This is a genomic window from Neorhizobium sp. LjRoot104 (assembly GCF_964253725.1).
Lineage (GTDB): Bacteria > Pseudomonadota > Alphaproteobacteria > Rhizobiales > Rhizobiaceae > Neorhizobium.
Genome location: NZ_CAXURS020000001.1, coordinates 1,371,822 through 1,384,919 on the forward strand (window position 1 = coordinate 1,371,822; position 13,098 = coordinate 1,384,919).

At 55.3% G+C, this 13,098-nt stretch carries 13 protein-coding genes; 6 read left to right on the forward strand and 7 right to left on the reverse strand.

Annotated features, from left to right (window positions below; translation table 11 throughout):
• Positions 1 to 58 precede the first annotated feature (58 nt).
• The 3 genes from ACSQ8R_RS07055 to ACSQ8R_RS07065 form a co-directional block, all read right to left on the reverse strand.
• Entirely contained in the window at positions 59 to 1,033 is a 975-nt protein-coding gene (locus ACSQ8R_RS07055) for an adenylate/guanylate cyclase domain-containing protein (protein ID WP_436252694.1), read from the reverse strand.
• Positions 1,030 to 1,599: a Pycsar system effector family protein gene (locus tag ACSQ8R_RS07060; RefSeq protein WP_436252695.1), complete on the reverse strand. Its 570-nt coding sequence runs from the start codon at positions 1,597 to 1,599 to the stop codon at positions 1,030 to 1,032. The genes ACSQ8R_RS07055 and ACSQ8R_RS07060 overlap by 4 nt, the downstream gene beginning before the upstream one ends.
• A 107-nt stretch (positions 1,600 to 1,706) precedes the next feature.
• The gene (locus ACSQ8R_RS07065) at positions 1,707 to 2,639 is read right to left on the reverse strand and encodes a hypothetical protein (protein WP_436252696.1); all 933 of its coding nucleotides are present in this window, start codon (positions 2,637 to 2,639) and stop codon (positions 1,707 to 1,709) included.
• A gap of 613 nt (positions 2,640 to 3,252) precedes the next feature.
• Between ACSQ8R_RS07065 and ACSQ8R_RS07070 the strand changes: the two genes are divergently transcribed.
• The 6 genes from ACSQ8R_RS07070 to ACSQ8R_RS07095 all read left to right on the forward strand — a co-directional run bounded on the left by ACSQ8R_RS07070 (position 3,253) and on the right by ACSQ8R_RS07095 (position 10,166).
• Positions 3,253 to 3,432 carry a hypothetical protein gene (locus ACSQ8R_RS07070; protein WP_436252697.1) on the forward strand — a complete coding sequence of 60 codons (180 nt, stop codon included), beginning with the start codon at positions 3,253 to 3,255 and terminating at the stop codon, positions 3,430 to 3,432.
• On the forward strand, positions 3,422 to 4,180 hold the full coding sequence (locus tag ACSQ8R_RS07075; protein ID WP_436252698.1) for a hypothetical protein: 759 nt from the start codon (positions 3,422 to 3,424) through the stop codon (positions 4,178 to 4,180). The genes ACSQ8R_RS07070 and ACSQ8R_RS07075 overlap by 11 nt, the downstream gene beginning before the upstream one ends.
• Before the next feature lie 3 nt (positions 4,181 to 4,183).
• Positions 4,184 to 6,487 carry a Mu transposase C-terminal domain-containing protein gene (locus ACSQ8R_RS07080; protein WP_436252699.1) on the forward strand — a complete coding sequence of 768 codons (2,304 nt, stop codon included), beginning with the start codon at positions 4,184 to 4,186 and terminating at the stop codon, positions 6,485 to 6,487.
• Between the two features lie 11 nt (positions 6,488 to 6,498).
• Positions 6,499 to 7,437, forward strand: a complete 939-nt coding sequence (locus ACSQ8R_RS07085; protein ID WP_436252700.1) for a TniB family NTP-binding protein — start codon at positions 6,499 to 6,501, stop codon at positions 7,435 to 7,437.
• Positions 7,434 to 9,296 carry a TniQ family protein gene (locus ACSQ8R_RS07090; RefSeq protein WP_436252701.1) on the forward strand — a complete coding sequence of 621 codons (1,863 nt, stop codon included), beginning with the start codon at positions 7,434 to 7,436 and terminating at the stop codon, positions 9,294 to 9,296. Before ACSQ8R_RS07085 ends, ACSQ8R_RS07090 begins: the two co-directional genes overlap by 4 nt.
• 105 nt (positions 9,297 to 9,401) lie before the next feature.
• Complete coding sequence (locus tag ACSQ8R_RS07095) at positions 9,402 to 10,166, forward strand: metallophosphoesterase family protein (RefSeq protein ID WP_436252702.1); 765 nt, start codon at positions 9,402 to 9,404, stop codon at positions 10,164 to 10,166.
• A gap of 43 nt (positions 10,167 to 10,209) precedes the next feature.
• On the opposite strand, the gene ACSQ8R_RS07100 is transcribed toward ACSQ8R_RS07095, so the two are convergent.
• The 4 genes from ACSQ8R_RS07100 to tnpA form a co-directional block, all read right to left on the reverse strand.
• Complete coding sequence (locus ACSQ8R_RS07100; protein WP_436252703.1) at positions 10,210 to 10,515, reverse strand: hypothetical protein; 306 nt, start codon at positions 10,513 to 10,515, stop codon at positions 10,210 to 10,212.
• Complete coding sequence (gene tnpC, locus ACSQ8R_RS07105) at positions 10,515 to 12,080, reverse strand: IS66 family transposase (RefSeq protein ID WP_436252704.1); 1,566 nt, start codon at positions 12,078 to 12,080, stop codon at positions 10,515 to 10,517. Before tnpC ends, ACSQ8R_RS07100 begins: the two co-directional genes overlap by 1 nt.
• Positions 12,081 to 12,152: 72 nt before the next feature.
• Entirely contained in the window at positions 12,153 to 12,500 is a 348-nt protein-coding gene (gene tnpB, locus ACSQ8R_RS07110) for an IS66 family insertion sequence element accessory protein TnpB (protein WP_132442462.1), read from the reverse strand.
• Positions 12,497 to 12,883 (reverse strand): IS66-like element accessory protein TnpA, encoded by a 387-nt coding sequence (gene tnpA, locus ACSQ8R_RS07115; RefSeq protein ID WP_436252705.1) that lies wholly within the window; start codon positions 12,881 to 12,883, stop codon positions 12,497 to 12,499. The genes tnpB and tnpA overlap by 4 nt, the downstream gene beginning before the upstream one ends.
• Between the last annotated feature and the right edge of the window lie 215 nt (positions 12,884 to 13,098).

Consider the following 13,098-nt stretch of genomic DNA (forward strand, 5'->3'; position numbering starts at 1 on the left):
ACGGTCATCACCCTAGACGCAATGACGTCGGTGGTCGTATATCCGAGGTTCGCGTGGATCAGGCCTTCAGCGCTGGGTAGTATACGTCTCCGGCGTAAACTTTGCCTGTATAGCCCGGTACCTTTATGGGCACCTCGGAGAACCAGCCATTGACCACTGATTTCGAGGCCGGTGCGGCGGCCTTGTATCCGTTCCAGACCGTCTCGGTCATCATGATGGGTTTCGTTGCCGCCCGCGTAACAATGCTGCGTTCGGATACCAACATCATCTGGAAGTTCGGGTCAGAGTGTTGGATGCGATTCCCGAGTAGTTCGGATGAAAGCTGACGTACGAAGTCACTGGGATAAAAGTCTCTCCAGGTTCCATCTCCACCCAGCCCGGCAAAAATGCCAAGGGGTGACTTGAAGTTTGCGGACACGATTGGAATAGGAACGCTTTCCTCGGGTTTGTTGGCCAAGTCCGTCAGTTTGCTCGCAACGTTCGCAGGTCTTCCCAGCCATACAAGATTTCGGTAGGCAGCTTGATCGACGCCCCGGCGACGCACACCTGTTTTGGTCGCTAACATATTCCCAGCATCAATCCCAATGCCGCATTCAACCTCGCCCCGCTTGAAATGCACGTTGATCACATGCTGGGAAATCGTATTCATAGCAATCGCGCATTCCACCGCATTCACGTACGCGTCTGCGGTATCGAATATGACCATGACACGGTCACCGATAATGCCTCTGACGTGACCTTTGTGGTAACGAGCACAACGCGTCATCGCCCTGACAAAAGCTGAGTAAAGCTTGGCTACAGTCTTCGGCTTGTGAGTTATATTCAGCTCGGTTGACCGGCGTATGTCGATGTAAAGCACGCAGGTCTGGATCAGCTTCGCGCCTTGTCGCTTGGCGTCCAAATTGGGAAACGTGATTGCTGGGTCGCCTGAATGTGGAACCGTCTTTGTCCCTGTCACATCGATCTGAAAATCTGCCGCTAAAATAGTGCTGACATCTTCGACAATCTCGTCACGCAGGTCCTTCATCGTCATGGATTGCTCCCGAACGCCGCAGACAGAAATCGACAAAGACCGAGGATGCCGGGCACCGAGACAACAAGAATCGCCGAAAACACGATCAAAGCGCCGGTGTTGAATATCGTAAGTTTTCGCTTCGTGATCTGACTGTTGACAGCGATTTGGATCGCTAGGTCGTCTAGGTAGTTTTGGGTGGCGGATTCATTTTCTGGCGGAAGGTATCGCTCCAATACCCGCTTTTTATATGCAGCGGGAGCGAAGGACGCAGCATCACCAAAGTACAAGAGGGCCTTCGATTGCTCCGGGTCTTTGTGAAATCTATTCAACAGGGTTTTAGGGAGAAACGAATATAATGCCGTCAGCGCAGTGAGAATGAACAATGGCAACGCGAAGGTAAAAGCCGTTCTCCACTCACTTCCAAGCGTCGCATTATTAAGGTTGCTTATCGAAGCTACTATCGAGGCAGAGGCGAATGTAAGCAGGGCGGCATTCTTGGTTTCCGCAAACTTCAGGAAATCCAGAACCCGAGCAAGTGACGATGTAAGGACACGTTCATACGCTTCTTGTTGATCATTCTTCATTGACTGCCCCGATCCTCTAATGAAGTGATATTGACGGATATCGTGACAGCTACGCAACGGAAACTTACTTCACTCGCAGGATTCCCCAAGAAATTGCATCTGAGGCATCACCGCCCGTAGGTCGCTGTCGTCTCGAAGCGAGGTTCTTCTAGTTCAGCAATCGGACCGATGTTGCGACCGACATGCTTGATCATCGGAAATCCCTGCTTTGTGAGCTTTTCGATAGCGTCGAGGTTGCCCTCGGAGGCCGCCACGACCAACGGTCTCGGGGCATCTTTGCTGTATCGGAACTCGATATCCCCGATGAATTCAGAAGCGATGTAAGTAGCGGCCTTGATGAGGGTGTTTATCGCAGCCCTCGCGGGCTTCCAATCGTCCCGTAGCTCTTCGCTGACGTTGACGGAGCTGTTCCAGTACGGAAAAAATTGGTACGCACCTTCAATCGTATTCTCTTCCCAGATGCGCATGTGAACGTAATTGGCCATGCGTGCCAGGGTCGCCGCAGTCGTTCGCTCCAATCCATCCTTGTAAAATTCAGGGTCGTTGAGGACGAGATAGAAGTCGAACCTGCTGCGCTCGTCCTCGGATTCCGTCATCTCGACGTACGCACCTTCAAAATACAGGTTCTGATCCTTGTCGATGACCAGTGCTTCCTGGTGTCCTAAATGGAAATATGAAAACCCACCGCCACCCGATATGACGAGGTCGGACAGGTTCCAGCCGGAGATGTCCTGATCGGGCAGTTTGCCGACGAGGGCCGACACATCGTAAACGTTCGGCACGTCTCCTGACACCAACACGCTCCCAACCAGTTCTTTCAGCTTCTCGACGCGAAGCATATAGAACTGCTGCTGCTCAGCAGACATGTTTTCGAGGTCGCGGTTATCAGCCCAAGTTAGTGCGACATCATTCTCCTTGCGTGAACGACGTCCGGACAGGCCACGGTGTGAGACTGCCGCCTCGTAGCCGATTTTCTCCGGACGGTTTTCGAGGATGCCGGGAAGGTCGAGGAAGCGAACGGGATGCGGGTCATGTTTCATGGTGTGTCTCACGGCGTCGATATCCGTCAGGCTGACGCGATGCAAAGCATGACACAAAGGCCGCTTGACATATAGAACAATACGTGAACATATACCGGCCACCGGGCAGATGACGTGTCCGAACCGGAAATAAATCGAGGTCGCGAGGCCTGGAAACGAAGGAGTTCTGAAGAATTCCTTTGGTCGTTTAAAATGCCTGAGAAAAATGCAATCTCTTGTTCGGATTTGTCGAGGTACCTTCTCGTCTGCGCCGAAAAGCAAAGGAAAAACGCTGTGACCTATAAGCTATGCATACGAAACGAACGGGATGTCCGTTCGGCAATCGTCAGCTAGCAAAGCGTTTTTGCTCGGCTGATTTGCTGAGCGCCATCCCACCGAGGTCAACCCAAGTTAGGGAACGGTGGATAAAATGAAATTCCTCAAAAGCTACCATCGCTGTACACCCCGGTCGTCCCGTGACGAAGGGCATCTGCGTGCGATGAAGCCTATTCCGAACTTCTTCCATCACCACGGTCTAGCGATAGGATTCTGACCCCTTCGAGGGTCAGCGACATCCATTCCTATCCGAGTTCCACCGCGCTTCCTGTCAGGAGCGCGAACGATGGAGGCTGTGATGAACGGCTCTTTCGATAGCGGGCGCGTGGCTTGTAAGCCCGTTTCCGTCGAGCAACTTGTCGTGCTGGGGGTGCCTGAGCACATTGTCATGTCGCTGCGTGCGATGTCGACCGTGCCCAAGGCTATCGGCAACGAGGGTGTACCGTTGCCGGATCGTGAGGTGCGTAATGCGCGCTAAATCGGTCTATGCGGTACTAAATTCCCTGTTTTCGGCAGAGCATGAGCCGGTCTATGACCCGCCCAAGCGTGTACGCCATAAAACGCTGCCGGTGGAATTTCCCACTCGCAAATGCGTCAGTGGCGGCATTCGTTGCCGTTCTCCTCTCATGGCCGATGGCGTTCTTCACCTCGACACCGATCCGGATGTCGTGGCGATCTCTCCGTATCCGCTAACTGCTGATGCCTGGGTCGAGATTGAGCCTGGAGTTGAGGATCGTCTGCATCATTTCGCGGATGTGGCTGCCAAGCGCCGTGACGGTTCTGTCGTCTTCCTGAAGTATGAAAATTTCTACATGCAGGAAGAGCGGCCGTGGCATGTCAGCGAGGCCAGGGCTCTTGCCGATTATTATCTGGAAGTTTTCGGCTGTGACTTCCGGGTGCTGAACGAGGCTTCGCTTCATATCGAGCCTCGTTTCTCGAACCTGCGCCAGATGTGGCAGCACCGCGAGGTCCGTTCGCAGTCGGTCGATCTGGATCGTGTTCGCGACGCCATCGCCTCACTTGGGCATCCGGTTACTATCGATGATGTCTGGCGATACCTGGGCACACCGCAGCACGCGGTTGTCTGGAAAGGCGACGTCGCGCCGACGGTCCTTCCTCAGTCCAATCCTGTTTTCACAGCTGTGATGCAACTGGCGATGCGCGGAGAAGTCCGCCTCGACCTTGGCAAACGGCTGACCATGAATTCCCTGATCCTGAAGGTTTAACCAATGTCGATTGCGTCCGAAAAATTTGAGTTTCTCTTGGCTAAGGCGACAGCAATCCTGTCGCCTCGCGATTTCAATCTGCCGGAAACGCCGGTCGATCAATATGACTCTCAGCTTCCTGGGATCGCCATGGGCGAGCGCATTGCTCTGTACCTGGCTGATAAACGGACGTTCTCCGTCTACGAATTCAAAGGTTGGCAAAATTCCGGTCCCGGAATGCCAAAAACAATGCTGTTCCACGAGTTCCAGTACGCGACGCCGTTTCCGATGACGGCGCACCAATACTTCTGGCTGGTGGGGCAAGGCCGGGCAATGAGTTTCAGCCTGCAGCCGGACGCGGGTCAGCCGCAAAATGCACTGAACCTGACAATCAATCAGCGTGAACGTGCTCATCGCGCCAAGGAATATACCGATTTCTATTTCAAGATCGTGGAGGAGCAATACGGCTTCAAAGAGACAACTGCTGCATTGCGCATTGCCAGGGCCGAAGTTGCAAAAATGAGGCAAGAGGAGACGCCACCCTCCGATGCGACCATGTACCGGTGGATCAAAAAGGCTCGGGTCCGGAGCGATGATCCTATCGCCAAGATGGCCCCCAAGCGTAATCCCGGAAACACCAGTAAACGGAAGAGTGCACGATTTTATGAGGCTTTACGCGAAGCTCTCGTCATCGCCCTCAGCGATCCGGAGAGAACCTATCTCACCATCAAAGCGGCGATGGAATCCCTGACCGCAGAAGGTGCAGAGTTCCATGATGTAATTGCCGAGTTTCGAAAATGCTCGGACCGCCATTACCAACGCATCCTGAAAAACGCCGATCCTTTCAGCAAAATCTATCTTGGCCAGGGGGCAGGTGCGGCTGCTCGCCTGAGTTCAGCGAAGATGCGTTTGGCACTGCCAGATCATCCGCTCGATGTCGTCGATGTCGACTACACCACACTGGATGTTTTCGTCTTTGATCCGACATCGCGCTTTGCCTTTGGCCGTCCGAACATCTTGGTGTTTCGTGATCGCCACTCGGGCATCGTGTTAGGATTTTACATCACATTCGGTGCACCATCGATCACCAGTTTTATCGCTGGCCTGAAGCACGCGATCTTCCCCAAGGACCCGGCGACGCTGCCTGTAGGTGTGACCTGGCCCTGGTTCGGCATCCCGTTCCGGATCGGTGTTGACAACGACATGCACCTGATCGGCAGCGATATCCGTAGTGCCGCACGCGAGCTGGGTTTCACCTTGATCGAGTATCGGCCCGGTCATCCGTGGGAAAAGGGGGCAACCGAACGTTTGTTCTCCATCCTGAACAAACAGCTCATCCATCGTCTGCCGGGTTCTACGGCCGGATCACCTGCTGAGCGTGACGAATTCGACGATGAGAAGGAGAAGGCTGTTCCACAACTGCGATTAGATGAATTGCACGGGTTTCTGACGCACTATTTCGCTGAGATTCACAATTGCAGCCTGAAAGCTGGGCTGGGACCGTTGATCACGCTCGAAGACTATCCCTGTGATCGCTGGGACCGGGGTATCATCGGATCGCCCACGCGTGCTCCGATCAACCCGGACGTCTTTACCCGCATCGTCGGTTACACCGATGGAGTGACCGTGCAGCGAGACGGCATCCGGCTGGACTATCTGCATTACTGGTCACCAGAACTTCATGCGCTGAAGCAGCACCCGGACCACCGGGATGGCAAAGGCAAGCACAAAGGCACCACCTACCAGGTGACACGCGATCCGAACGAGGTCGGTTTTCTCTATGTCAACGACCCGTATCGGAACGTCGTGATCAAGGTGCCTGTAATTGATCGGGACGCCAAGTACGCGAGTGGCCTGACACTCTTCGAACATCAGAAGGCCATTAAACACCACAAGGCGACGATTGGCAAAGTGACGGACAGCAAGGGCTTGATGAGGGCCCGTCGCGACCTGGAACTGCGAATGCTGGAATTCCACAAGCGCCATCGGAAATACGAGCCCGCAAAGGAACTGGCGAAATTCATCCGTTCGGATGCGGCCAAGGCCCGGCTGTCCCGGATCGTGGAGCTGACACCTGACGAAGCCGTCGACACGCACATCGACTACTTCAGCCCCGAGGTCGCGTCACCTGCGGTGAAATTGAGCGACAACCGTCGTAGCCGGATGCCCGAGCCTGAGGACGGCGATCAGGAGGTGCCGATCACTCCTGCCACCAATGACCGCGCCACGGGTGACGATGAGCCAGTGGAACTGGGGAGCCAGGAGAACGAACCTAATCTGGGACTGCACGACGACCGTGATCCCGATTTTGACAAACCTTATTTCTGAGAGGATTGCTTATGGAGTACAGGCGTAACAGCAAGCCGATGACGGCAGAGGAACGGGTCGAAGCGTCGAAGCAGTCAGCCAGTGTCCGGCAAGCACTGATGGAAACGATGCTGGTACCATATCCGCAGTTTCGTGACGGGATCAAATTCATCAGGAAGTTCCACGTACCGGTGGAAGGCGGAAACCCTTCAGCCGGACGAATTGGTGGACTTCTTGGTGAATCTCGCGTCGGGAAGACGGTGATCTGCAATTACTTCGTGTCACAGAATCCACCTTCCTACGACGATGAAGGCGAGTCCTACCCGGTCGTATACGTCCAGGCTTCGGATGAGATGAAATTGCCTTCATTGGCTGACCGCATCTGCATCGCGACCGGTGCCCGATCTCTCACGGTCAAACATAAGCTGGTGGTTGATGCGACGCTGCTTCGCCTGGCGGCTGCAAAGACCCAGCTTCTGATCATCGATGATGCCCATTTCATGTACGATGGTCGCAACCAGACGGACCGTCGAAACTTCATCAGTTTCGTGAAGATGGTTGCGGACCAGAAACTGGCCAGCGTCCTGCTGGTGGGAGAAGACAGCATTCTCGACACGATTGACGCAACGCCGACGCTGTCGGGCCGGGGCTTCGTCTATGAGTCTTTGCGTGCTTTTTCGAAGGACGATGAAAAGAAGAACTTCCGGAACCTGTTGCTGGCCATCGAAGACCGCCTGCCATTTGCGAAACCTTCGAATTTCATTGACAAGAGCATTGCCGACGATCTCCACCGTTTCAGCGGCGGCCTGATTGGTCGTCTGGTAAACCTCATTCGGCAGGCATCCTATTTCGCAATCGACGATGGTTCAGCTCAGATCATGCGCGAACATCTGCGAGATGCCTCACGGAGGCTGGTCCCGGCGCATCCGGATCGCTCCTATCGCTATTTCGAGATCGGAGCCAAGAAATGAGTCTGGATTTCAAACTTGCGCGCCCATTCTCCCGATGGCGATTGAAGCCGGACGTTGGCGAACCGTCCTACGGTTATTTCGCCCGGGAAGTGGCTGACGAAGGCCATGACAGCCTTCGGGTTTACGCAAACGAAATCGGCCTTGATGGTCGCGACATCAATCCGGAACAACTACTGCACTCCCTTGAACGATTGCCGCTGGATCAGATGTACAAGGACCGTTTGAGGTACGCTACGCCCATTCTGAGAGAAGGGTTTTATTCGCTGGGGCATGAACGCCTGAGGCAAAAACAGGTCTCGTTCCAAACCAGGCGCTTCTGCCCGAAGTGTCTTTGCGAAAACCGTTTTCACCGTGTCTGGTGGGATATCGTCGACCTCCACGCATGTCCCGTTCACGAGGTTCTCTTGGCGACGGATGTGCAAGGTCATCGCTTGAACTGGAGCTGGCCGCACTTCGATAATTCACCTCAGGGTTACCCCCTTACGAAGGTGAGTGTGACACAGACCGAGGGGACTTCTCTCCGCCTCCATTCCCTCGTTCTCAACCGGCTGACTTCGGGTGAGCGAGAAAGTGGTTCGCTCGCAGGATACGATCTCTTCGATGTTATCGATGGTGCAACCTTCTTTAGCCGGTGGATGCAAAGTGACAACCCCGCAAAGCTTGGTCCGCCATCGGCAACTGATGTCGAATACGGTTTCTCGATCCTTGAGCTGGAAGAAGGTGACTTGCGTGAATGTATCCGGGATTGGTTTGTCGCCAAAGTCCCTGAGGAGGCCTTGCGCAATGGCTTCCACGCATCGTTGCCAGGCTTTTCGGGTTATTGGCGTAACCGGCCGTCTAGCCGTTTGAGATCGTACATCGAGACGGTGTTGTTCGAGGAATTTGCCAAGGTCGGCACATTGGGACGCAAGTTCGTGCGGTACCGGCCCTCGGAGCGAGGTGAACGGACGCTGTTGGAAACAGCGCGGGAACTTGGCTTGCCTCCAAAAGGGGTCAGCAAATTCGCGCAGAAGCTCGGTCTCCTGCCGTATGCAAAATGGAACGGCGATGCTTTGTCGTTCAACGAGGACACGTTTCGAAAGCTGAAGGACGCCGTCGAGGATTTGATCCCGTCGACCGACACATGGGATATCGCAGGGCTTCCCAGTCACGAATTCCGCGTGCTGGTAAAGGCGGGCAAGATACAGGAGTTCTTTGGATTGCCGGTCGACGGGAAACGCGGCGGTCGGGTCTCAGCGCGAGCCGTAACCAGCTTGATCCGGAAATTAACGGACTCAGTTCAGCGAAAGACGAGGCGTGAAATGATGACGTTCTTTTCCTATGCCAAGCATCTGGGTATCAGCCAGGGTGATCTGGCACTGCGTATCGTGGAAGGAAATCTGGTTCCCGACGCTGTCGACCAGGAACGGCCCGGGTTCAGGTCGATGTATTTTAATCCGCCTCAGGTGGTCTCTGGGGCTCAGAACGATGCTGAGGAAAACGCGCATCACGAAGCTGATCTCGTCACTCTTTGGGAATGCTTCCGTTCGCGTTTGAACGAGGTATGCCCGGCATTCAAAGTTCCAGACGATGCATGTGGTGACTTCCAGATTTTCACGAGCAACCGCAAGCTCGCAATGACGGTCACGGCCAGCGCCCGCGCTTTCTGCCTTGTCTTGACCCTGCATCCGGAACTTACCCGTCGCAGGTGGGACCGTTATCAGGAGGATAAGGAGGAATTGCGCCGCGTCGCGGCTTCGGGGCGTTGGACCCCAACGGCGGACGGCAAGGGTTTCGATATCACGTTCAATGTCACGACGCGGTCTCAGGCGCGGGAAATGGCGACAATGATGAACGGTCTCAAGCTCATCCTGGCGTAACTGATCTCGCCGTGGATGCCTGTGCTTGTTAATGACGTATTGTGATACCAAGTATATGAAACAACATCAGTTCCTGCATCCCGTAAAACCAGTGGCATCGTCGATATGAACAAGAAGACCTTGATAGCTGTCGGCGACATCCACGGGATGGCTCACGTCCTGAAATTTCTGTTGCAACACCTCGAAAACGAGTTCTCCCCGGAAGACGCACAGTTCGTTTTCCTTGGCGACATTATCGACCGGGGACCGGATTCGCTTCCGGCGGTAAATCAAGTCTGCAGGATCATCGAGACGTTCCCAGGCTCGGTGATGATCCTTGGCAATCATGACTTTTTCCTGCGTAACCTGATCAATCTTTCATTAGCGAGAGACGAAGAAGACCGGTGGCTCGCTCAGGGTGGCCTGAACACATTGGAGTCCTACGGCTTGGACGACAGTGATTTGATTGCCGCAGGAAAGGTACTGCGGCGCATAAGGCCCAAACACGTCACCTTATTTCAGAACGCTGTTTCGCATTTTGAGACCGAAAACCATTTCTTCGTTCATGCCGGAGTTGATCCGGAGGTGCCGTTGTCGGAGCAATTAGCGCACGACCTGATGTGGATCAGGAAAGGGTTTCTCGATCACACGTTACCATTTGAGAAAATGATCGTTCACGGCCATTCGATAACGCCGTCGGAGCTGCCGGAAGTTCACTCCAATCGCATTGCCATCGATACCGGTTCGTATCGGACGGGCAGAATTACGGCGGCTATCTTCCGTTCTGACGTCCTAAGCGGGTTTGTATCTGCCGAAATCGATAATGACGGTGAACGTGTCCGTCTATTTGACGCTTCCGCAGAGGAAGTCGAGTGTTTTCAGGCAGCGTGAACGTGAGCGTCCGGCGAACGAATTATGGCGTGGTTGAAGGAATCTATGGGACGCGCTTCACCTCATCTGCCATGACTCGCTCGATGAGCTCGGGATCGCATTTTTCGTCGACGAGGAACTGGCGGATACCACCATCCCAGGTCCTGATGTCGGCGAGTAGATTTTGAAGGTCGTCGATTCCATTTTCGGTCAGACCCTTCGTGCCATCTTCACTGCCATCGCGCACATAAACCAATTCACCCCCGGCGATATTGTCCGAGTTGGCGGTCACCTCCTCGATGAGTTCGAGGTTCTCGCCGATCATACTGGCGACCTCTTTCAGCGTATAGATGAACCTCGATCGTGCCATCACGCCGCCTCGTATCGGTCTTTCGCCTGTGTCCAGTTCCAGGGCAACAGGTCCTCAAGTCGGTTCTTGGGGTGATCCTGGATCCGGGTCAGCACGTCTGTGAGATAGACCTCCGGATTGTGGCCATGGAGTTTGGCAGTCTCGATGATGGTCAGTATGTTGGCGATGCGCTCGCCGCCCTTGTCGGAGCCGGCGAACAGCCAGTTTTTTCTTCCGATTCCAAGCGGACGCATGGCCCGTTCAGCGATGTTGTTATCGATTTCGACCCGGCCATCGTCGATGTAAACGCTCAAGGCTGTCCATCGCGAGAGGGCGTATCGCATTGCTTCGGCCAGCTTCTGCTTCTGTGGCAGCGTCGGAAGCGTATCCTCGATCCAGGCCTTCAACTCTCCCAGTATGGGTCTGGCATGTTGTTGGCGCAGGGTACGCCGCTCGTCAGCCGGCATGCCGCGGATACGATCCTCGATATCGTAGAGCGCTCCGATCCGCGACAACGCTTCCTCAGCGATCGGAGACGGCTTCAGCTTGATCACATCATGGAACTTGCGGCGCACATGCGCCATGCACGCGGCTTCGATGATCTGGTTGCCGTAGAGTTTCTTGTAGCCCCCATAGCCGTCGGCATGCATCACACCGCTGAAGGTGGCGAGGTGGTCAGCCGGATGCTCGCCCTTGCGGTCAGGGCTATAGTAGTAGGCGATCGCGCCGGGAGTGGGGTCCTGGTAACCGCTTCCATCGAAGACATAGACCCAGACCCTGCCGGTCTTCGTCTTTCCTCGCCCGGGGTCGAGAACATCGACCGGGGTATCGTCCGTATGTATTCGGTCGACCGCGGCAATATGGGCTCTGATCAGCAAGATGAGAGGAGCCAGTAGAACGGAGACGCGACCGACCCAGTCCGCCATCACGGATCGGGAGATGTCTATCCCCAACCGGTCGTACATCTCGGACAGGCGGTAGAGGGGAATGTGATCGTCGAATTTGGCGACCATGATATGGGCCAGCAATCCCGGCCCGGGTTTGCCGCGCTCGATCGGCAGGGTCAGCATCTCACCCGCTACCGTCGTGTCGCACTCCCTGCAGATCATGCGCTTTTCGACATGACGGACAATCTTGACCGACGCCGGCACATGCTCCAACACCTGGACCACCCTGTCGGCCGCCTTCAGGAACGAAGTGCCACCACAGGTCGGGCAATTGCAGGGCGCCGCATAGACCAGCTCTTCGGTTGGAAGACCATCGGGCAATGGCTTGCGCTTCGGCTTCTCGGATGCGTGGTCCAACTCCGGCAGAGGAGTTTTCCCGGAGCGCAGTTCAGCCTCGGCACGGGAGGCCTCGATCTCCTCCAGCATCAGCTCAAATTGTTCGATCTTCCGGTCGACCTTTTCCGAAGAAGCGCCGTGCTGCCGATGGCGGAGCAGTTCCAACTGCGCGCGTAAAAGCCCGATGATGGAGTCGCGCTTGATGACCTCGGCTTCCTGGCTCTCAAGTTTCGCCGCCTGCTCGGCGACGAGCGCGCGCAAAGCAGATAGCTCGTCCTGACTGTCCAGCGGCGTTGTTTCCATACCCGCAAAGGTAGCCGATTTGCGCCAAAAACGCCAGTTTTTTGCCCCGGATCTCCCTGCAAAATATAGCTTTTACCCCGTTCGACCAGGAGCGGACGTCCACGCCGGGCGGCGCCAGTCGATCCCCTCAACGAGCATGGAAAGCTGCGCCTGCGTCAGGTGCGCTACGCCCTCTTTCGCCGTCGGCCACGGAAAGTATCCGCGCTCCAGAACCTTGTAGAACAGGCAGAACCCCTGACCGTCCCACCAGAGAAGCTTGATCCGGTCAGCGCGCTTGCCGCGGAAGCCGAAGATCGCACCGGAACTCGGTGCCTCCTTCACGACCGTTTCGACCAGCGCCGATAGACCATCAATGCCACGCCGCATATCGGTTACCCCGCAGGCCAGATAGACCCGTACATTCCCGGAAGGCCCGATCATGCCGCCTCCACGCAAGCGACCAGTGAGGACAGCACCTCAAGATCCATGTCAGCCGCAATTCTCAGCAAGCGGCCATTCCTCAGGACAATTTCAACGCCTTTCCATCGAGACCGAGCGCCGCTCCTCTTGAAGCCGTCACTCAAGCTCTCAGCTCCCCCGACAAGCGACACCGGGACGAACGATACGGTCTCTGAAGGTTTCAATTCGGGTGGCGAGAGCTTCCTTCGCCAGGCGTAAATCTGCTGTGGAAGAACGTCGTGCCGACGTGCCACATCCGACACGCTGCCATCCGCGCTGAACGCTTCGCGCAATATCGAACGCTTCTGTTCTGTCGACCACCGCCGCTGTCGCTCCGCACCCGTCAGGATCTCAACCTTGGCCATTCATACCCTGTTACGTCACAAATGATTCATCTGTGACGTAACTTGCGCCAATTATGCACACGACCAAAACCGGCTCACCGGACGCTCACGCGTGAACTTACTGCTTTGGGCACGGTGAAACGCTTAATAAACGGCGATAGCCGGATGAACACCCGTTGACATTCCATATTTTGTTCTTTATTTGTTCCGTTTATGACGAAACTCGCGCTACACCG

What these genes read in the sequence shown, in the direction of transcription:
- ACSQ8R_RS07095 (WP_436252702.1), top strand. Translation starts at nt 9,402, where the DNA reads ATGAACAAGAAGACCTTGATAGCTGTCGGCGACATCCACGGGATGGCT.
- ACSQ8R_RS07080 (WP_436252699.1), top strand. Translation starts at nt 4,184, where the DNA reads ATGTCGATTGCGTCCGAAAAATTTGAGTTTCTCTTGGCTAAGGCGACA.
- ACSQ8R_RS07070 (WP_436252697.1), top strand. Translation starts at nt 3,253, where the DNA reads ATGAACGGCTCTTTCGATAGCGGGCGCGTGGCTTGTAAGCCCGTTTCC.
- ACSQ8R_RS07090 (WP_436252701.1), top strand. Translation starts at nt 7,434, where the DNA reads ATGAGTCTGGATTTCAAACTTGCGCGCCCATTCTCCCGATGGCGATTG.
- tnpA (WP_436252705.1), bottom strand. Translation starts at nt 12,883, where the DNA reads ATGGCCAAGGTTGAGATCCTGACGGGTGCGGAGCGACAGCGGCGGTGG.
- ACSQ8R_RS07065 (WP_436252696.1), bottom strand. Translation starts at nt 2,639, where the DNA reads ATGAAACATGACCCGCATCCCGTTCGCTTCCTCGACCTTCCCGGCATC.
- tnpB (WP_132442462.1), bottom strand. Translation starts at nt 12,500, where the DNA reads ATGATCGGGCCTTCCGGGAATGTACGGGTCTATCTGGCCTGCGGGGTA.
- ACSQ8R_RS07060 (WP_436252695.1), bottom strand. Translation starts at nt 1,599, where the DNA reads ATGAAGAATGATCAACAAGAAGCGTATGAACGTGTCCTTACATCGTCA.
- ACSQ8R_RS07085 (WP_436252700.1), top strand. Translation starts at nt 6,499, where the DNA reads ATGGAGTACAGGCGTAACAGCAAGCCGATGACGGCAGAGGAACGGGTC.
- tnpC (WP_436252704.1), bottom strand. Translation starts at nt 12,080, where the DNA reads ATGGAAACAACGCCGCTGGACAGTCAGGACGAGCTATCTGCTTTGCGC.
- ACSQ8R_RS07075 (WP_436252698.1), top strand. Translation starts at nt 3,422, where the DNA reads ATGCGCGCTAAATCGGTCTATGCGGTACTAAATTCCCTGTTTTCGGCA.
- ACSQ8R_RS07055 (WP_436252694.1), bottom strand. Translation starts at nt 1,033, where the DNA reads ATGACGATGAAGGACCTGCGTGACGAGATTGTCGAAGATGTCAGCACT.
- ACSQ8R_RS07100 (WP_436252703.1), bottom strand. Translation starts at nt 10,515, where the DNA reads ATGGCACGATCGAGGTTCATCTATACGCTGAAAGAGGTCGCCAGTATG.